Below are 20,135 nucleotides of genomic sequence, written 5' to 3'. Positions count from 1 at the left end.
TGTATTCACAATCGATCAATGTGGGAGCGGGCTTGCTCGCGAAGAGGCCCGCGCAGACGAAACAAAATCCAGATCAGCGTTCCTGGATGATGCTCAACCGCTCTCCCACCACCATTTCCGTGATCCAGTCCACCAGGATCGAGGTGTAGGCCTGTTGTGACACAGGGTCGCTCAAGGCATGGTCGGCGCCATCGATGATGCGGTGGGTCAGCGAATGGGTCTGCTGGCACGCCGCCCGGTAGCTCATGATGGTGGCATGGGGCACATAGGCATCGGTCTCGGACTCCACCAGCAACACATCGCCGGTGAACTGCGAGCACGCATGCAGCGCGCGATTGGTGCTGGCGTGCACCAGGGTGCTGCGGTAATCCAGCAGGTCAGTCTTGTCCAGGTCGCGCTTGGGCGTGTGCCATTGCTCGTCGCGGTACAACGCCGGCACCCGCAGGGCCAGCCAGCGCACCGGGCGCAGCGACGTCAGGATCGACGCCAGGTAACCGCCATAGCTGGTGCCCACCACGGCAATCGCCGAGGTATCCAAGGCGGGGTGGGCGAGCAAGCGGTCGTATGCCGCCAACAGGTCACGCAGGTTGTCCTCGCGGGTCACTCGGGACAACGGAATGCCCGCCCCGCCGGTGTGCCCGCGCAAGTCGAAGGTCAGGCATACGCAACCGAGGCCGGCGATACCTTTGGCCCGTTCCAGGTCACGCTCCTGGCTGCCACCCCAGCCGTGTACGAACAACACACCGGGGACCTTCGATTTGGGGCTCAGGAATGTTCCGTCCATGCGTTCATTGTCGATTTCGATTTGAATGGTTTCACTTCTAGCCGTCATAGGATTGAACCGTTACGTATTTGAGAAGAAAGTCGCTGTTGTGGGCCTCGCCGCGATAAACCTCCCTGGCCCCGGCTGGCAGCGGTTGGTCGAGGTAGGTTTCCACCGAAGACACCCGCACCGCGTTGGTCTCAGGCGTTTCGACGAACACCTGCAACGCCGCCAGTTCGGCGCTGCTGGCCCCGCCCATGCGCCACGACTGTTCCAACACGCCGCCACGGGGCTGGCCGGCGGCATCCAGGCCCTGGGCAATGTCGTAATTGCGCCGCGACGCGAAAAAGCTCGGGTAGGCCTGGTTGGCGGCGTCATCGAACACTTGCGCCAGCCGCACCGCCTCGCGCACATCGTCGGGCAGTTCGAGCCTGAGCAACTCGATGTAGCCGCCCTGCACCACCAGCAGGTCCGACCCGCCGTACACCTCCAGCCCTTCGCTGTCGTGGGTCAGGTGTTGCACGCCGCAATAGCTCAGCATCTGGCCGTCGATGAAGCTCTGGCCGACGCTCTGGGTCTTGACCTCGTTGAGGTGCTGTTCCAGCACCACGCCTTCACCAAACAGCGCCTGGGCGTCGGGCCCGGCGGCGATTTCATCGAACTGCGCCAGGCTCTTGATCAACCGTTGACCACGTCCGGCACAGGCATGGATCGGCTTGATGCGGATCGGCCCGGTGTAGAGCAAATGTTCGGCGGCCGGGCGGGCGTCCTTGAGCGAAAAGACCGTCACGCCGTCCAGCACCGCGCCCCGGGTGAGCTTGGCAAACAGCGGCGACCAGCCTTTGGGCGCCACCGCGTCCTTATTCAACAGACCGTGGGTAATCGCCTTGGTGCAGATAAAATCATGCTCGACATACCCACCCCACACATCCTCCGGCCCCTTCACCCCCAGGCGCATCAAGGTTTCGGGGCCGATCAGGGTTTGCGTGGGCAACAGATAAAGATCCTGACCGGCCTGGGAGTCATGGCTGTCGCCGTACTCCCAACCCAGTATCTGCGCCAGCCACTGGGCCAGGGCACGGTTGGTCTCGACTTCATGGCGCGGCGCTTGTGGATTGACCGAATAGGCCACGACCCGTTTGTTGCGATTGACTGATGTCATGCGATGCCCTTCCTCCTGCGCTCGATGGCTTTAGGTAAGGATAGGTGCAGAGATCAGGCCAATGATGTCATCGGCAAGGATGGGTCAGCCAAGCGGGCGCCTTGTGTGCAGTTGATAGCAACGGGCCTGTTTCATTCTGCACGACACTCGCTTGGCATCCCGCAAATTGCACGATGCCTCAAGCTAAACGCCACCCTATGGCGAGGGGATTTATCCCCGCTGGGCTGCGCAGCAGCCCCAAACGCAATCAATACCCACACGCCTGACACACCGCAAAATGCCAGGGCTGCTTCGCAGCCCAACGGGGATAAATCCCCTAGCCACAAAAAGCATTACTGCGGCCTTGAAACACCCACCGGGCTCACCCCAAACCGCGCCCGATAATCGCTCGGCGCCAACCCGGTGATTTTCTTGAACGTCGCGCGAAAGGCACTGGGGTCCTGGTAGCCGACGGTCCAGGCAATGTGGTCGATGGTGCCATTGGTGAACTCCAACATTTCCCGGGCCTTGCCGACCCGCAGGTGCTGGCAGTATTCGGTGGGCTTGAGCCCGGTGGCGGCACGGAACCGGCGCAGGAAGGTGCGTTCTTCCAGCCCGGCCCGTTCGGCCATCGCACCGAGGGAAACTTCCACCGCGCCGTTGCTTTGCAACCAATGCTGGACCTTGAGAATCGCCGCATCGCCATGGCCGAGGATGGGGGCGAAGTTACTGCCGCACTGGCTCGCGCTGTCGCTGTGTTCGATCACCAGAAATTGCGCGGTGCGTGTGGCGATGCTGGGCCCGAGCAGGCGGTCCACCAGGCGCAGGCCCAGTTCCGACCAAGCCATCAGCCCGGCGGTGGTGATCAGGTCGCCGTCGTCGACAATCGGTTTGTCGGCGTTGAGCTTGATCTTCGGGTAACGGGCGGCGAAATCCTTGGCCGAGGTCCAATGGGTGGTGGCGCTGCGCCCATCGAGCAGGCCGCTTTCGGCCAACAGGATCGAGCCAACACACACACCGCCCAACACGGTGCCGCCCGCATGCTGCGCACGCAGCCAATCCATCAGCGTCGGCGAGGCCAGGTCGTCATCGAAGCCGGCGAGGGACGGCGGGATCAGCAGCGCCACCAAATGGCCTGCCGGGCCGGTTTCGCTGTCGAACACCCGCCGCGGCGTCTCGCCGTCGTCGGTCTGCCAGTGACTGACCCGCAACCGTGGCAATGGTGCACTGGCGTGCTCGGCCGCGATCCGCTGGGCCACGGCGAACAGATCGGTCAAGCCATGCACCGCCGCCATTTGCGCGCCGGGGTAGATGAGCACGCCAAGCTCGGCGACTGCCCTTTGCTGCGCCATTGTCAGTTTTCCCTCGCTTATTGTCGTTGCGGCCAATCCTCGAACCGGCGGTAAAGGCCAATACTGGCGCCCTACCCCACCTGATCAAGGAAGCCCTCATGTCCAAGCAAGCGCTCATCGTAGTCGATATCCAGAACGACTACTTCCCCCAGGGAAAATGGCCGTTGGTCGGTGCCCATGCCGCCGCCGATAACGCCGCACGGTTGATCGAAGCCTTTCGCCAGGCCGGCGACAGCGTGGTGCACATCCGCCACGAATTCACCTCCGCCGACGCGCCCTTCTTCACCCCAGGCTCCGAAGGCGCACAGTTGCACCCCAAGGTGCTCAACCGCGCCGATGAACCGGTGGTCCTCAAGCACTTCGTCAATTCGTTTCGCGAAACCGAACTTCAAGCACTCCTCGACCAGCAGGGCATCGAACAATTGGTGGTGGTCGGCAGCATGAGCCACATGTGCGTCGATGGCGTGGTGCGGGCGGCGGCGGACCTGGGCTACGGCGTCACGGTGATTCACGACGCCTGCGCGACCCTCGACCTGGAATTCAACGGCGTCGTCGTGCCGGCTGCCCAGGTGCATGCGGCGTTCATGGCAGCGCTGGGGTTTGCCTACGCGAGCGTGGTGAGTACCGAGCAATTCCTGGCTGACCATCAATAAACCCACGGCACAGCTAAAAAACCGCGCTTAATCACCCAAGTGCGGTTTTGTCTCAGGCATCAACGGCGTGTCTGGAGGCGATCAAGTCTCCAGCACGAGCAACAACCGCGGCATCGTCGCCACGAACCCCATCTGCTGCGCTTCGCGCGCCATCCCCTTCAGCTTCTCGCCGCTGGCTTGATCGGCGTTGCGCAGCCACTGCCCCGCCACATCGATCAACCGCACATGATGGTTGATCCAGGCGCACGACGCCGACTCGGGCAATGCCGCCATCTGTTGCCCATGCCAGATAGCCTTTTCGATATTGCCCGCCAACAGGCAGGTTTCAGCGGCAGCCACGCGAAAGCGCAAGGCGTTGTGGGCCAGGCAGGCTTGGGTGAGCTGGGCTTCGCCCTTCGCCAAGGCCTGCTGGCTGAACGGTCCGTCGTCGCTGATCATTGCCAGGCTGCCGTAGACCCAAGGCCCGATATAGCGCTGCAGCTCGAAACGCTCCACCAGGCTCGCCGCCTCCATGATCAAGGTCTGCGCCAGCCCGCGCTCGCCCTGGCGCAACGCCACCCGCGCCAACCCTTCCAGCAGGATCGCTTCGAAACGGCTGGCGCCAAGGCTGCGTGCCAGCGCCAGGGCACTGCTCAGCTCTTGTTCCGCCAAGGCATCCTGGCCGCCCGCCACCAGCACCCAGGCCGCAGTGAGCCGCGAGAAAACCTGCGCTCGATGATTGCCCTGCCGGGCGCTGCATTCGATGGCCTCCATGGCGTCACGCAAGGCGGGCTCGGGCTGACCCAGGTACAACTGCGCCGATCCACGGGCACTGCGATTGGCCGCCTCCACGTGTGTCCACCCATTGCGCTCGCACAGGCGTACGCATTGATCAAAGACCTCGTAGGCAGTCTGCATGCGCCCTTGTGCGTAGTAGGAGTCGCCAATGCCACTCAAGGCCTTGGCCTCGGTTTCCAGGTCCCGGCCAATGCGAGCAGAAGACAAAGCTTCTTCGTGAAGGCGGCGACACTCGGCGTAGTCACCCCGTGGGAAATAGATATTCCCGCGCAAGTGATTCAACCGGGCAAGCGCCGCATAGGCCTGCATGGATCGGGCGATGGGCAGCATGTCTTCGATCAGGCGCTCCTCCTCGTCCAGGCAATCGAGGGTATTGAGGACTGCCGCCAGCCCCAACGCGGCCTCGATCCGATCCTGCGGCCGCTCGGCCAATGCCAAGGCGCGCTGGAAATGCACCCGGGCCTCCACGGTCTTGCCCAGGCCCGAACACGCCTGGCCGCACAGCAACGCGAAGGGGAAATTGCCCTGCGCACGTTCGGCAAACGCCGAGCATTGCCGCGCCAGCGCAAGGACACTGTCGTACTGGCAGGCCAACCGTTTTTCGCCCATGGCCACCAACAGTGCGTCGAACGCCGCCGAATCGTTGGCCCGCAGCAAATGCTGGGCATAAAGCACCCGGTCGCGCGCGCGATAGAGATTCGCCACCTCACCGTGCAACTGCTCGCGCAGCAACGTGGGCATTGAATCGTAGAGGCAGTGCATGACCAGGTCGTGGACAAACAGATAGCTGCCTGGCTCGACCTCCCGCAACAGCCCTTGGCGCATATCCGCAGTCGGCAGATATCCGGGCTGCCCCAGTGCTTCGCGCCACAGCGTCAGCTCGAAGCGATTGCCCAGCACCGCGGCGTAGTGCAGGGCGCGACGTTGCTCGGGGGCCAATTTGTCAAAGCGGGTCTGGACCAGATGCCGCAGGCTGTCAGGGAAAACCCCTTGCTGGCTCGACAGCAGTTGTGTCAGATACAGCGGGTTGCCCTGGGCACGGGCGACACATTCGGCCCGGTAGCGCGGATCGACCTCAGTGAACTGCTCCGCCAGGACCGTGGCCTCCCGCGCCCGGATCGGCGCGATGTCGAGCAGACTCATGGGGCTGGAGGAATGCGTACGGATTTCGCTTTCCAGCGGATCGCCTTCGGGACGGGACGTCAGCAGCCAGACCACCGGCGCTTCGTCAGTGGCATCGAGCAGCCTGCCCAGCAGCATAAACAGCCTGGCATCGCCCCAGTGCAGGTCTTCGACGCAAATCAGCAAGGGCCGTTGCACCGCGCTGCGCAGCAACACGTCGAGCAAGGCCTGGAACAGCCCCTGGGTACGGGCCTGGTTGCTCATCGCGGCATACAGGGCCGGAGGCTCGGCAGACGACACCCCCGTCAGCACTTGCAAGAACATGCGATGTTCGGCGGCCACTTTCAGGCGGGACAAAGCGGCGTCCAACAGCGAGGCGCTGACAGACGCCGCGCCCCCCAGGTTGAGCAGGCTGGCCAGCAGTTGCCCCAGGGGCCAAAGGCTGTTGTCCATGCCGAAATCCAGCACATCGCCGCGATGGCAGGCAAAGCCCCGCTGCCGGGCCATTTCGAAAAACTCGCTGACCAGGCGGGTCTTGCCGATGCCCGCCATGCCGCGCACATAGACGATGTGCCCGTCCTGGCATTCCTGGGTGGCCTCGATCACCGCCTTGAACTGCAAGAGCTCGATGGCCCGCCCCACCAACGGGCGCGGCGCGTTTTCGTCGAGGCTGCGCGGGCGCAGGCATTTGCGATAGGCCTGAAACTCATCGTCGCTGGACGAAAACTCAAACCGTGCAGCGAGCTGTTCCAGCAGGTTTTGCGCAACATACACCGGCGCGTGCCCATGACGCTCCAACAGCGGCTTTTGCGCGAGCAAGACAGGCTCGACCGCAGGCTCCATGGTGTCGGCACTCAGGCGCACAAGCCGCAGTAACAGGGCATGCCCGGACGTAACGAATTGCTCCCGACTCAGGGCCAGCGCGCAGAGCAGGCCCCGCTCGCTATCGCTGCGATAGGCCTGTGGCGAACCGAACTGGGCGATCACCACATCCTGCGTCATCCCCAGTGGAACGCCACCGAACTGACGTACCAGGCGCTCGACTTCTTCCATGAACGTCATCGCGGGCAGCCCATCGATTCGAAAGGACAGCTCCAGCACGTAGCGGATGACGCTGTCATCGACCTGTTTCAGCGCCTGTTGCGCAAAGGCCGTCTGGTGCACCGCACTCATCGTCTGTTGGATGTGCGCCAAAGCCACTGAGGCGGGAGTGCTCAGCAGCTCACTCACATCGACCCCGAAGGCCGTCGCCAAGTGCCGAGCCGTGCGGTAAAGCACCGGCTTGCCGGTTTCGGCCCGCTTGATGGAGGCGATCGAGACGCACAAATGCCGGTTCAGGCAGGCCTCGGCCAGGGTTTCCTGGCTCAGGCCATGCTGTTTGCGCAGGCCTTTCAACGACACGGCGTCCAGCAGGACACGGCCGTCGGATATCGAGGCATCACGCTTGGGCAGGGCAGCAAAGGTGTTTGGTCGGGAGTCCATGTCGATAGCCCTTTCTACCCTGGGACAACGGCAGCCGATCGAGTGTACTCCTGCGCCTCGCCCGGGTTAATGAAAAGATGGCATTTGGCCTGATACCAAACTGATACCGGACTGACACCGCTCTGGACTGTCCGCCTATCACCGCCCTCCCGATACTCACTCCCATCAATTGACACCCAGTTGATACAACCTGAGCGATGGGAGAAAGGCGATGAGCGATGGACTGAAGGGCAACGCAGGCGATGACGTGCGGGATATCGGCGGCTCGCAATTACTGGGGCGCGGACTGAACCGGCTCGATTGGGCCGGCGACAGCAAGGAGTGCCTGAAGGTCGGCGATACCGAGTCGGGCAAACGTGCGGTGCCGTACCGGAAAACGTCTTACAACGTGGGGAAAAACGTCACCATGTCCACGGTCGTGGCCAACGACAACTTCTCCACCGAGACGTTTGCCTCCCGCGATGAGTTCGAAAGACATACCCAGACGAGTGTCGAAGCCTCCGGCAAATACGGCGCCTTTTCCGCCGGTTTCAAAGCCACCTTCGGCAGCGACATCAAGACGCTCGAAGAGCGCGAAGCCGCGCTCTACAGTCACACGGTGCGGTTATGGAAACTGACCCTCGAGGTCAGCCCCGCCAATGCGACGGAAGCGTTCAAGAAGCGCATCGATGAGTTGCCCAAGGCCTTCGACCCGAGCAATCCGGCGCCATTCTTTAATTTCCTGGTCGACTTTGGTGCCGATATCGTCAGCGAAGTGACTGTCGGTGGCTCGCTGAACTATGCGATGACCGCACTCAAGAGTTTCCTCAGCAAGACCAACACCCTCGATGCCATGGTCAAGGCCGAATACGGCACCTTTGTCAGCGGCAGCGCGACCACCTCGGTCTCGGAAACGGTCAAGAAAAACATCGCCCATCGCAACGCCAACCTGACCACCCGGGGTGGCACGCACGCCATCGCTTTCAACTCAGTGGACCCGAACAATTGCAATGCGGAGTTCGGCAAATGGCGCGAGTCGCTGCCCGACGACCCGACCGTCGTGGAATTGGCAATCGCGCCGGTCTATCGCTTCGTCAAGGAAGGCGAGACCCGTACGGCACTGGAGCAGGCCTACCAGTGGTACACCAGCTACAAGGCGGAAATCGAAGCCACTTGGCAAGACTCGGTGGTTGTCCTCGGCCGCTCCGGGCGGCAAGCCAGCTCCAAGGCCGAAACAACCCGCCCTGCCTTGCGAATGGTGTTCGTCGACAACAAAAGCAAGGAAACCAGCGAAAGCTTCCACTACCCACCCGCCGCGAATGCATCGACCACGGAATTTGAACAGTTCTGGGATGCGCTGGCCCTGCTGCTGAGACAAAAAAACGGGCAAAAATTGCTGATGGCCACTGAGCGCTGGCCACGCGACGCGCGCTACTACCCGACGTATGCCATGCGTGAGGCCCTGCTGTCCAACGGCGCCAGCGAAGTGTCGCTGATGCGCTGGGACACGCTGACCAAGCACATGCAGCCCAACCCGTTGTCCGGCCTGACCTATGTACTGGCGGGAAATGACTTCGAGGTGCCCGGTGTCGATGGACTCATTGCCGGTTTTGGCCAGGCAGGCAAGGACCTCAACCCAACGGTGAAGATCAAGGCTCGGTTTTCCCACGACTCGTTCGGCAAGGTCAAGTTGGTAAAAACCGCAACGACCGAGGAAGACCCTCGCACCGCGCTGTACATCGTGCGCAACAATACCGACGCCAAACCGGCCCTGGCGGTCGACCCGCAAAACCGGACCCGTATCGCCATGCAGACGCCGGACAGGCACAATCCAGGGCAATACTGGTACATGCCCGAGCTGGAAAAACCTTATCCGGAAATCAACCACCCGGTGCTGCTGATCAACTACGAGACGGGAACCTGCCTGCAGGGCATGCACGACCAGGGCGACTGCCGGCTCAAGCCCATAGAACCGGGTCGCCAGCAGGACGACGTCATCTGGGACCGGCGCGGCGATGAGGTATTTCACCTGTTGATGGTCTACTACTGGATGGACGCCCTGTGCCTGACCCAGATTGAAAAACGCGCCGCCGTCCGGCCTTGGCGCCTACCTCACGGCATGGACTGGTTGCGTGAACAGCATCGTCCGTACAGTTGACACCCAATAGTGACATCCCCTGTGGGAGCGAGCTTGCTCGCGATAGCGCTGGTTCAGCTTGCTTCAATGTTGAATGTGCCGCCGCCATCGCGAGCAAGCTCGCTCCCACAGGTTCGTCGGGCGATTGAGCGCCCTTTCTCTAGCCTTCTTGCGTGCGTGGTCCCCATACGATGCAAGTCTTCAACAGTGTTCCCTTTATCGGCGATGGCGTGGAAACGGCCCTCGATCCCCGCCGGTTCCCCTACCTGTTCAACGACCATGGCCTGGCACGACCGAGTGTCCAGGAGCGCGGCCACCTGATCCAGCTCAGCCCCGAGAAACCGGCCCTGTCCCTGGGTACTGGCTACTCGGGCATCAGTTGGCGGGACCGTGAGGTTGCAACGAACAGCGGTTCCTATTGGATCAAGACGTTCGACTTCCACGCCAGCGAAGTGCACTACGCACCGATCTGGGCAACCAAGGAAACGGCGCAGGCCTTTGGCATGACCCTGCTCGGCAACGGCGAATGCCTGCGTTTCGAGTACGACCAACTGATCCTGGGCCAATACACCTACGGCAAATGGGCCGGCCACCAGTCGCCCTACCTGGGCCCGGCGCGCCAGCGCGAGCTGCTGACCTACAACCCGACCGACCTCGAATACCACAACTTCCCCCACGCGTTCTTCTCCCGTTATGGCCGCTTGCCGCTGGTGATCAGCGTCGCCCGCTGGCGGCCTGCGTCGAGGGAAATCCATTTGGCCGACCTGTGGCTGCGGCCCGGCGATGCGCTGGTCCTGCCGCCCAAGCACTACCCCGACATCGCCCCCAGTGACGCCCACGGCGTCGAAAACTGGCCGGCCGTCGTGGACCTGCATGGCAATCGAAACTCGGCGCTGGCCTGCTGGTTCGGAGAAGGTGAAGACTGTTTGCTGACGGAGACAATCCTGGCCAACTCGACCTTGATGAGCTCTCCCCAGGGCAAACCGCACTATCACGAAGAAAAAGCGCCGACGCGGCATGAGTTACCGACGGACTATCGGCCGTGAGGGGTGATAGCACGGCAAGTCAGCCAGAAAAAACCTGGATTGGCGGGGGCCAGGAAGAACCCAACCTTGGGCGAACCGTTTTTTACTAGGCGTACTTGAAGAATAACGATAAGAATGGCCGGGCATTTTCCCAAGAGCCAGCCGTATGAAACGCAAACGCCCGCCGCGCCTGGTCGAATCCCCGTTCCCGACCACTGCAACAGCGCTACTGCACCCGCCCACGTGGGATTGCTCAAGCGACGTATCCAGGCCGGGATACCTGGGCACGATGGTGTATGCCGTGGTGATACTGCTGGCCTTGCCGGTCTACGGCCTGGCAGTGCTATCGACGGAGCTGTTTCATGTCGGACAAAACCTGTCGCCCATCCACACAAGAGTGATCGAGGATCCTCTGTTCATAGCGCTCATGTTAATCAGCGCATTCGCGGCCGTCTGCCTGCTCAACTGGCTGGCATCCGGACCTAGGGTGCTCGGTTTCTGCTTCGACGAACGCCAGCAACGCCTCACCTTCACCCAACGCCGCCCTGCCCGGCAAACCACCGAAGAATACGTGCCGTACAGCGACATCCATTACATCAAGCCTTACAAAACGACCGCTTCCGCCAACATCTGTCACTTTGTGGTGGGCTTCGCCGGGGGCAATGGCAAAGCCATCGCACTTCGGGTAGGGGTGGATCTGACGGATCAGGACATGGCGTTTCATGCCGCGTGGTTGAGTCAGTCGATTGGCGAGAGGATGCAGGAGGTATTGGATCTGGATCTGTGAGCGAGGCTAGGCTTACCCGTGTCCCCAAAGTCACGAATCGGTTTGCGCCAGACAAATAAAAAGCCCCAAGTGCTGAGCGCTTGGGGCTTTCGTGACCTACCTGCGTAAGGCTCTAAGGCAAGGATCAGAACGGGATATCGTCATCGAAGCTGTCGAAATCCGGAGCCGGTTGCGGCGCGGCCTGTTGTGGGGCCGGACGCTCACGTTGCGGCTGTGGCGCCGACTGTGGACGAGGTGCCTGCTGACGTGGGGCCGACTGCTGGTAGTTGTTGCCACCTTGTTGCTGGTCGCCCTGTGGACGGCCACCCAGCAATTGCATGGTGCCTTGCATGTCCACCACGATTTCGGTGGTGTAGCGCTTGATGCCGTCTTTTTCCCACTCGCGGGTCTGAAGCTTGCCTTCGATGTACACCTGCGACCCCTTGCGCAGGTATTCGCCGGCGATCTCGGCCACCTTGCCGAACATCGACACGCGGTGCCATTCGGTCTTCTCGACCTTCTGGCCGGTTTGCTTGTCGGTCCACTGTTCGCTGGTCGCCAGACTCAGGTTGGTCACGGCGTTGCCGTTCGGCAGGTAGCGAACTTCGGGATCCTGGCCGCAAGTACCGACCAATATGACTTTGTTAACCCCACGGGCCATAACGTTCTCCTAGGCTTCGCACGTGGTCGGGGCCGGGTTGTTCACCAGGCGCTCGAGCGTCGCGCGATCCAATAATTCGGTGTCGAGTTTGATATACACGGCCGCCTCGTCGGCGACCACCACTGCATCGGTTACTCCAACGACGGCCTTCAGACGCTCGGTCAGGCCAGCCTCACGAATCGCCTCGGGCGATAAGGGCAAGCGCAGGCTCGTCACATAGGGAGGTTCGCGCATGGTAACAGCAAAGGCTAACCAAAGTGCAGCCAGCGCGGCGCATCCCAGGAACACAACCGACAAACCGCCATGCTGGAACAGCCAGCCGCCGAGGATCCCGCCCAACGCCGAGCCCAGGAACTGGCTGGTGGAGTAGACCCCCATCGCCGTGCCCTTGCCGCCCGCCGGCGAAACCTTGCTGATCAGCGACGGCAGCGAGGCTTCCAGCAGATTGAACGCGGTGAAGAACACCACGGTGCCGATCACCAGGGCCCGCAAGCTATCGCCGAACTGCCAGAAGAATAGCTCAGTGAGCATCAGCGTCACGACGGCACCGAGCAAAACTCGTTTCATTTTGCGTCGTTTTTCGCCATAGATGATGAACGGGATCATGGCGAAGAACGAGATCAGCAACGCGGTCAGGTAGACCCACCAGTGCTGTTCCTTGGGCAGGCCGGCCTTCTCGACCAGGGCCAGCGGCAAAGCCACGAAGCTGGACATCAGCATGGCGTGGAGCACGAAAATGCCCAGGTCCAGGCGCAGCAGGTCCGGGTGCTTGAGCGTCGGGATCAATGCCTGGCGCGCCACCCCGGATTCCCGGTGCTGCAACGGCCCGGTGGCGCGCGGCACCATGAACGCCACGATCAGGATCCCCACCAGGGCCATGGCACCGGTCGCCAGGAACAGGCCCGACAAGCCAAAGGCCCGGGTCAGCAAGGGACCGACCACCATGGCCACGGCGAACGACAGACCGATGGTCATGCCGATCATGGCCATGGCCTTGGTCCGATGCTGTTCGCGGGTCAGGTCCGACAGCAGCGCCATGACGGCCGCGGAAATGGCCCCGGCCCCCTGCAGGATGCGTCCGGCGATCACGCCCCAGATCGAGTCGGCATTGGCCGCCAGCACGCTGCCGAGGGCGAAGACGATCAGCCCCAGGTAGATAACCGGACGCCGGCCGATGCGGTCGGAAATGATCCCGAACGGGATCTGGAAGATCGCCTGGGTCAGGCCATAAGCGCCAATCGCCAGGCCGATAAGGGCCGGGGTGGCGCCTGCCAGGTCCATGCCATAGGTCGCCAGCACCGGCAACACCATGAACATGCCCAGCATACGGAAGGCGAACACCAGGGCCAGACCGCTTGCTGCGCGTGTCTCGCCACGACTCATGCGTTCGCTGTGGGGATCTTGCATGGAAAAACCTCATGTGAACCGGCGGCGATTCTACCAGTCCCATCGATTGAGAGGGTATATGGCGACCGTTTGCCGCGCAGTCTTCATGTATGGCTGCAATCGCGCCTTCAATAGTGTGCATCCATCCAGTATTTGCCCGTATACTCCTACGTTTTCGACGCCCGCCGAGCGAGGCCACTTTGGACAAGATCCTGATTCGTGGGGCCCGTACCCACAACCTGAAGAATATCGACCTGACCCTGCCACGGGACAAGCTGATCGTCATCACCGGCCTGTCCGGATCCGGCAAATCATCCCTGGCCTTCGACACGTTGTACGCCGAAGGCCAGCGACGCTATGTCGAATCTCTGTCGGCCTATGCCCGGCAGTTCCTGTCGATGATGGAAAAACCCGACGTCGACACCATCGAAGGCCTGTCGCCAGCCATTTCCATCGAACAGAAGTCGACCTCCCATAACCCCCGGTCGACGGTCGGCACCATCACCGAGATCTACGACTACCTGCGCTTGCTGTATGCGCGGGTCGGCATTCCCCGCTGCCCCGACCACGACATTCCCCTGGAAGCCCAGACCGTCAGCCAGATGGTCGACCTGGTGCTGGCCCAGCCCGAAGGCAGCAAGCTGATGCTGCTGGCCCCGGTGATTCGCGAGCGCAAGGGCGAACACCTGATGGTGTTCGAAGAACTGCGCGCCCAAGGCTTCGTGCGGGCCCGGGTCAACGGCAAGCTGTGCGAACTGGACGAACTGCCGAAGCTGGATAAACAGAAGAAGCACTCGATCGATGTGGTGGTCGATCGTTTCAAGGTCCGTGCCGACTTGCAGCAGCGGTTGGCCGAGTCCTTCGAGACCGCGCTGAAACTGGCCGACGGCATCGCCCTGGTCGCACCGATGGACGACGAGCCCGGCGAGGAGATCATTTTCTCCGCACGCTTCGCCTGCCCGATCTGCGGCCATGCCATCAGCGAGTTGGAACCCAAGCTGTTCTCCTTCAACAACCCGGCGGGCGCCTGCCCGACGTGCGACGGCCTGGGGGTCAAGCAGTTCTTCGACACCAAGCGCCTGGTCAATGGCGAGCTGACCCTGGCCGAAGGGGCGATTCGCGGCTGGGACAGGCGCAACGTCTATTACTTCCAGATGCTCGGCTCGCTGGCGGCCCACTACAAATTCAGCCTGGACAAGCCGTTCAACGAGTTGCCCGCCGACCAGCAGAAATTCATCCTGCACGGCAGCGGCTCGCAGAATGTCGACTTCAAATACCTCAACGACCGTGGCGACATCGTCAAGCGTTCCCACCCGTTCGAAGGCATCGTGCCGAACCTGGAACGACGCTACCGCGAGACCGAGTCGGCCAGCGTGCGCGAAGAACTGGCCAAGTTCCTCAGCACCCAGCCCTGCCCCGATTGCCGTGGCACCCGTCTGCGTCGCGAAGCGCGGCATGTGTGGGTCGGCGAGAAGACGCTGCCGGCGGTGACCAACCTGCCGATTGGCGACGCCACCGATTACTTCGGCGGCTTGAAGCTCACCGGTCGTCGTGGCGAAATCGCCGACAAGATCCTCAAGGAAATCCGCGAACGCCTGCAGTTTCTGGTGAACGTCGGCCTGGACTACCTGACCCTCGATCGCAGCGCAGACACCTTGTCCGGCGGCGAAGCCCAGCGTATCCGCCTCGCCAGCCAGATCGGCGCCGGCCTGGTGGGGGTGATGTACATCCTCGACGAGCCGTCCATCGGCCTGCACCAGCGGGATAACGACCGGTTGCTCGGGACCCTGAAACACCTGCGGGACATCGGCAACACGGTGATCGTGGTCGAGCACGACGAGGACGCCATCCGCCTGGCGGACTACGTGGTGGACATCGGCCCGGGCGCAGGGGTCCATGGCGGGCATATCGTTGCCCAAGGCACGGCTGCAGAAGTCATGGCGCACCCTGACTCGCTGACGGGCAAGTACCTGTCGGGCCGGGTGAAGATCAAGGTTCCGGCCAAACGTACGCCGCGCAACAAGAAGTTGTCCCTGACCCTCAAGGGCGCCCGTGGCAACAACTTGCGCAACGTCGACCTGGAAATCCCGATCGGCTTGCTAACCTGCGTGACCGGCGTGTCCGGCTCCGGCAAATCGACGCTGATCAACAACACCCTGTTCCCCCTCAGCGCCACGGCCCTGAACGGCGCCACCACCCTGGAAGCGGCCGCCCACGACAGCATCAAGGGCCTGGAGCACCTGGACAAGGTGGTCGACATCGACCAGAGCCCGATCGGCCGCACACCGCGCTCCAACCCGGCGACCTACACCGGGTTGTTCACGCCGATCCGCGAGCTGTTCGCCGGCGTGCCGGAGTCCCGCTCCCGAGGCTACGGCCCGGGGCGCTTCTCGTTCAACGTCAAGGGCGGGCGCTGCGAGGCCTGCCAGGGCGATGGCCTGATCAAGGTGGAAATGCACTTCCTGCCCGACATCTACGTGCCGTGCGATGTGTGCAAGAGCAAGCGCTACAACCGCGAAACCCTGGAGATCAAATACAAGGGCAAGAACATCCACGAAACCCTGGAGATGACCATCGAAGAGGCCCGGGTGTTCTTCGATGCGGTGCCGGCCCTGGCGCGCAAGCTCCAGACGCTGATGGATGTCGGCCTGTCGTACATCAAGCTGGGGCAGTCGGCAACGACGCTGTCCGGCGGTGAAGCCCAGCGGGTCAAGTTGTCCCGCGAACTGTCCAAGCGCGACACCGGCAAGACCCTGTATATCCTCGACGAGCCGACCACCGGTCTGCACTTCGCCGATATCCAGCAATTGCTCGACGTGCTGCATCGCCTTCGCGATCACGGCAACACCGTGGTGGTGATCGAACACAACCTGGACGTGATCAAGACGGCTGACTGGCTGGTGGACCTGGGGCCGGAAGGCGGCTCCAAGGGCGGCCAGATCATTGCCGTGGGCACGCCCGAACAAGTGGCCGAAATGAAGCAGTCCTACACCGGTTACTACCTCAAGCCGTTGCTGGAGCGTGATCGGGACTGATTTCACCCGGGCACGAAAAAGCCCCTGTCATCTCATCGATGGCAGGGGCTTGATCGTTCCCACGCTCTGCGTGGGAATGCCGCTTGGGACGCTCTGCGTTCCCTTTCCCAGCAATCAGAACTGTGATTGCAGGTAGTTTTCCAGGCCAATCAACTTGATCAGACCCAACTGCTTCTCGAGCCAGTAGGTATGGTCTTCTTCGGTGTCGTTAAGCTGGATCCGCAGGATCTCTCGGGTCACGTAGTCGTTGTGTTGCTCGCAAAGCTCGATGCCTTTGCACAGCGCGGCGCGGACTTTGTATTCCAGGCGCAGGTCAGCGGCCAACATATCGGGCACGGTGGTCCCGACATCCAAGTCATCCGGACGCATCCGCGGCGTGCCTTCGAGCATCAGGATCCGGCGCATCAGCGCATCGGCGTGCTGGGTCTCTTCTTCCATCTCATGGTTGATACGTTCGTAGAGCTCGGTGAAACCCCAGTCCTCGTACATCCGCGAATGGATGAAATATTGATCACGGGCCGCCAGCTCGCCGGTCAGCAACGTGTTGAGGTAATCGATTACATCTGGGTGACCTTGCATCGCCCTGTATCTCCACAAGCATTGAAGGCTCTAGTTTGAACCAACCTGACGGAGAGGTCACTCGCTCATCGCAATAAAAGCGAAGAAAATCCGAGAAAACCGGGCTAAATAACGCAAAAACCGCCCAAATGAGGGCGGTTCTGCTTCTCGTTTAGACTTAGTTAAGCTGTACGCCCAACGCCTTTGCGATACCTTCTCCATAAGCGGCGTCCGCCCTGAAGAAATGCTGGAGCTGACGATCAACGACATCCGCCGATACACCGGTCATCGCGCCGGCGATATTGTTGATCAGCAACGCTTTCTGCTCGTCGCTCATCAAACGGAACAACGCACCGGCGTGGCTGTAGTAGTCCGTATCTTCGCGATGATCGTAACGACCCGCCGCGCCACTGAGGGCCAGTGCCGGCTCCGCATAACGCGGCGCCTGCTTCGGTGCCTCCACATAGCTGTTCGGCTCGTAGTTCGGTGCCGCCCCGCCGTTGCTGCCAAACGCCATGGCACCGTCGCGCTGGTAGGTGTTGACCGGGCTACGTGGCGCATTCACCGGCAATTGCTGGTGATTGGTGCCCACACGGTAGCGGTGCGCATCGGCGTAGGCGAAGACCCGGCCCTGCAGCATGCGATCCGGCGAGAGACCAACCCCTGGCACCATGTTGCTCGGGCCAAACGCCGCCTGCTCGACTTCAGCGAAGTAATTCAGCGGGTTGCGGTTGAGTTCGAGCACACCCACTTCGATCAATGGAAACTCTTTCTGCGACCAGGTCTTGGTCACGTCGAACGGATTCTCGTAATGGGCCGCAGCCTGGGCCTCGCTCATGATCTGGATGCAGACGCGCCATTTCGGGAAGTCACCGCGCTCAATGGCCTCGAACAAGTCGCGTTGGGCATAATCCGGGTCGGTACCCGCCAGGCGTGCGGCTTCTGCCGGCGCGAGGTTCTTGATGCCTTGCAGGGTCTTGTAGTGCCACTTCACCCAGTGCCGCTCACCCTGTGCGTTGATCAGGCTGTAGGTGTGGCTGCCGAAGCCGTGCATGTGGCGGTAGCCATCCGAAATGCCGCGGTCGGAAAACAGGATGGTGACCTGGTGCAGCGCCTCAGGCGAATGCGACCAGAAATCCCACATCGCCTGGGCACTTTTCAGGTTGCTTTGCGGCAGACGCTTTTGGGTGTGGATAAAATCCGGAAATTTCAACGGATCACGGATAAAGAAGACCGGCGTGTTGTTGCCAACGATGTCCCAGTTGCCTTCCTCGGTGTAGAACTTCAGGGCGAAACCCCGCGGATCGCGTTCAGTGTCGGCCGAACCACGCTCGCCACCCACGGTGGAGAACCGCAGGAAGGTAGGTGTTTGCTTGCCGATCGACTCGAACAACTTGGCGCTTGTGTACTGGGTGATGTCCTGGGTGACGGTAAAGGTGCCGTAGGCCCCCGACCCTTTGGCGTGCACGCGACGCTCGGGAATGTTCTCGCGGTTGAAGTGAGCGAGCTTTTCGATCAGGTGAAAATCGTCGAGCAGCAGCGGGCCGCGCGGGCCGGCGGAACGAGAGTTCTGGTTATCGGCGACAGGAGCGCCGCTGGCGGTCGTAAGCGTTTTGATCTGGCTCATGCTCAATCTTCCTAGGTCGGTCTTCAAACTGCCGGCTAATCGGCTGGAAAGGAGTATTGATCATGTTAGTGACAGTATCCAAATTCATTAAATCATGGACATCGATAGTCATTATCTAATGCTGAAGACTTGCCGATAGCCCAACCAGGCGAAACGGTCCTGGCACTTTTCAGCAGGCAACAAAAAACCGGGCACAAGGCCCGGTTTTTCGTTTGTTGCCGACTTACTCAGCGGATACAGCTTCACCGCTGGTAGCACGATCAACCAACTCGACGTACGCCATAGGCGCATTGTCGCCAGCGCGGAAACCGCACTTGAGGATGCGCAGGTAGCCACCCTCACGGGTAGCGTAACGCTTGCCCAGGTCGTTGAAGAGCTTACCAACGATAGCTTTCGAACGAGTACGGTCGAAAGCCAGACGGCGGTTAGCCAGGCTATCTGTCTTGGCCAGAGTGATCAGCGGCTCAGCAACGCGACGCAGTTCTTTGGCTTTCGGCAGTGTAGTTTTGATCAGCTCGTGCTCGAACAGCGACACCGCCATGTTTTGGAACATGGCCTTGCGGTGCGAGCTGGTGCGGCTCAGGTGACGACCACTTTTACGATGACGCATGGTTCATTCCTTACCAAACACAACGTTCGGTGATTACGACGATCAGGCAGTCGCCTTGTCGTCCTTCTTAAGACTTGCAGGCGGCCAGTTGTCGAGGCGCATGCCGAGGGACAGACCGCGGGAGGCCAGAACGTCCTTGATTTCAGTCAAGGATTTCTTGCCAAGGTTCGGAGTCTTCAACAGCTCTACTTCGGTACGCTGAATCAGGTCGCCGATGTAGTAGATGTTTTCCGCCTTAAGGCAGTTAGCCGAACGTACAGTCAGTTCCAGATCGTCAACCGGGCGAAGCAGGATCGGATCGATCTCGTCTTCCTGCTCGACAACCACTGGCTCACTGTCACCCTTGAGGTCGACGAACGCAGCCAACTGCTGTTGCAGAATGGTTGCAGCACGGCGGATAGCCTCTTCAGGATCCAGGGTACCGTTGGTTTCCAGATCAATAACCAGCTTGTCCAGGTTGGTACGCTGTTCGACACGGGCGTTTTCCACCACGTATGCGATACGGCGAACGGGGCTGAACGAAGAGTCAAGCTGCAAGCGACCGATGCTGCGGCTTTCGTCTTCATCGCTCTGACGCGAGTCTGCCGGTTCATAACCACGACCACGAGCTACGGTGAGCTTCATGTTCAGGGCGCCGTTAGACGCCAGGTTAGCGATTACGTGATCGGGGTTAACGATCTCGACATCATGATCCAGCTGAATATCGGCAGCGGTAACCACCCCCGAACCCTTCTTCGACAAGGTCAGCGTAACTTCGTCACGACCGTGCAGCTTGATAGCCAGACCTTTCAGGTTCAACAGGATTTCAATTACGTCTTCCTGTACACCTTCGATGGCGCTGTACTCGTGGAGCACACCGTCAATCTCGGCCTCGACTACTGCACAGCCGGGCATTGAGGACAACAGGATGCGGCGCAGCGCGTTGCCCAGGGTGTGGCCGAAACCACGCTCGAGAGGCTCGAGTGTGATCTTGGCGCGGGTTGGACTGACAACCTGCACATCAATATGGCGGGGTGTCAGGAACTCATTTACCGAAATCTGCATGGATGCACCTATTTTCT

The 20,135-nt window shown here is 61.3% G+C and carries 15 protein-coding genes; 5 read left to right on the top strand and 10 right to left on the bottom strand.

The features are described from left to right. Positions 1-73: 73 nt before the first annotated feature. The 3 genes from BLP82_RS21660 to BLP82_RS21650 form a co-directional block, all read right to left on the bottom strand. Positions 74-832: an alpha/beta hydrolase family protein gene (locus BLP82_RS21660; protein WP_092172747.1), complete on the bottom strand. Its 759-nt coding sequence runs from the start codon at positions 830-832 to the stop codon at positions 74-76. After that, complete coding sequence (locus BLP82_RS21655) at positions 822-1,925, bottom strand: DUF3182 family protein (protein WP_092172744.1); 1,104 nt, start codon at positions 1,923-1,925, stop codon at positions 822-824. Before BLP82_RS21655 ends, BLP82_RS21660 begins: the two co-directional genes overlap by 11 nt. Positions 1,926-2,257: 332 nt before the next feature. Continuing rightward, a complete protein-coding gene (locus BLP82_RS21650; protein WP_092172741.1) occupies positions 2,258-3,256 on the bottom strand; it encodes a GlxA family transcriptional regulator in 999 nt (332 codons plus the stop codon). Between the two features lie 98 nt (positions 3,257-3,354). On the opposite strand from BLP82_RS21650, the gene BLP82_RS21645 reads away from it, so the two are divergent. Further along, positions 3,355-3,909: a cysteine hydrolase family protein gene (locus tag BLP82_RS21645; protein WP_092172738.1), complete on the top strand. Its 555-nt coding sequence runs from the start codon at positions 3,355-3,357 to the stop codon at positions 3,907-3,909. Positions 3,910-3,990: 81 nt separating this feature from the next. Here the strand turns inward: BLP82_RS21645 and BLP82_RS21640 are convergent, their stop codons facing one another. Further along, positions 3,991-7,290: an ATP-binding protein gene (locus BLP82_RS21640; protein WP_092172735.1), complete on the bottom strand. Its 3,300-nt coding sequence runs from the start codon at positions 7,288-7,290 to the stop codon at positions 3,991-3,993. A 211-nt stretch (positions 7,291-7,501) separates the two neighbouring features. Here BLP82_RS21640 and BLP82_RS21635 point away from each other — a divergent pair, with 211 nt between their 5' ends. The 3 genes from BLP82_RS21635 to BLP82_RS21625 all read left to right on the top strand — a co-directional run bounded on the left by BLP82_RS21635 (position 7,502) and on the right by BLP82_RS21625 (position 11,218). Further along, positions 7,502-9,427, top strand: coding sequence for an MAC/perforin domain-containing protein (locus BLP82_RS21635; protein WP_092172732.1), 1,926 nt, complete (start codon positions 7,502-7,504; stop codon positions 9,425-9,427). A 170-nt stretch (positions 9,428-9,597) separates the two neighbouring features. Continuing rightward, positions 9,598-10,452: a hypothetical protein gene (locus BLP82_RS21630; protein WP_092172729.1), complete on the top strand. Its 855-nt coding sequence runs from the start codon at positions 9,598-9,600 to the stop codon at positions 10,450-10,452. Positions 10,453-10,597: 145 nt separating this feature from the next. Beyond that, positions 10,598-11,218, top strand: coding sequence for a hypothetical protein (locus tag BLP82_RS21625; protein WP_170842359.1), 621 nt, complete (start codon positions 10,598-10,600; stop codon positions 11,216-11,218). A 124-nt stretch (positions 11,219-11,342) separates the two neighbouring features. Here BLP82_RS21625 and BLP82_RS21620 read toward each other — a convergent pair whose 3' ends face one another. Both BLP82_RS21620 and BLP82_RS21615 read right to left on the bottom strand, forming a co-directional pair. Continuing rightward, positions 11,343-11,858, bottom strand: a complete 516-nt coding sequence (locus BLP82_RS21620; RefSeq protein WP_024778338.1) for a single-stranded DNA-binding protein — start codon at positions 11,856-11,858, stop codon at positions 11,343-11,345. Between the two features lie 9 nt (positions 11,859-11,867). Further along, the gene (locus tag BLP82_RS21615) at positions 11,868-13,265 is read right to left on the bottom strand and encodes an MFS transporter (protein ID WP_053125859.1); all 1,398 of its coding nucleotides are present in this window, start codon (positions 13,263-13,265) and stop codon (positions 11,868-11,870) included. Positions 13,266-13,444: 179 nt separating this feature from the next. Here BLP82_RS21615 and uvrA point away from each other — a divergent pair, with 179 nt between their 5' ends. Next, positions 13,445-16,279, top strand: a complete 2,835-nt coding sequence (gene uvrA, locus BLP82_RS21610; RefSeq protein ID WP_025215750.1) for an excinuclease ABC subunit UvrA — start codon at positions 13,445-13,447, stop codon at positions 16,277-16,279. A 114-nt stretch (positions 16,280-16,393) separates the two neighbouring features. On the opposite strand, the gene bfr is transcribed toward uvrA, so the two are convergent. The 4 genes from bfr to rpoA all read right to left on the bottom strand — a co-directional run bounded on the left by bfr (position 16,394) and on the right by rpoA (position 20,118). Further along, on the bottom strand, positions 16,394-16,858 hold the full coding sequence (gene bfr / locus BLP82_RS21605; RefSeq protein WP_092172726.1) for a bacterioferritin: 465 nt from the start codon (positions 16,856-16,858) through the stop codon (positions 16,394-16,396). A gap of 157 nt (positions 16,859-17,015) precedes the next feature. Further along, positions 17,016-18,464 (bottom strand): catalase, encoded by a 1,449-nt coding sequence (locus BLP82_RS21600; protein ID WP_092172723.1) that lies wholly within the window; start codon positions 18,462-18,464, stop codon positions 17,016-17,018. Positions 18,465-18,687: 223 nt separating this feature from the next. Beyond that, positions 18,688-19,074 carry a 50S ribosomal protein L17 gene (gene rplQ / locus BLP82_RS21595; RefSeq protein WP_003186009.1) on the bottom strand — a complete coding sequence of 129 codons (387 nt, stop codon included), beginning with the start codon at positions 19,072-19,074 and terminating at the stop codon, positions 18,688-18,690. A gap of 42 nt (positions 19,075-19,116) precedes the next feature. Further along, positions 19,117-20,118 carry a DNA-directed RNA polymerase subunit alpha gene (gene rpoA, locus BLP82_RS21590; RefSeq protein ID WP_003186012.1) on the bottom strand — a complete coding sequence of 334 codons (1,002 nt, stop codon included), beginning with the start codon at positions 20,116-20,118 and terminating at the stop codon, positions 19,117-19,119. Positions 20,119-20,135 lie beyond the last annotated feature (17 nt).

The sequence above is a fragment of the Pseudomonas sp. NFACC37-1 genome, assembly GCF_900101575.1.
In the GTDB taxonomy this organism is placed as follows: Bacteria; Pseudomonadota; Gammaproteobacteria; order Pseudomonadales; family Pseudomonadaceae; genus Aquipseudomonas; species Aquipseudomonas fluorescens_AA.
This window is presented reverse-complemented; position numbering and strand designations above follow the sequence as displayed.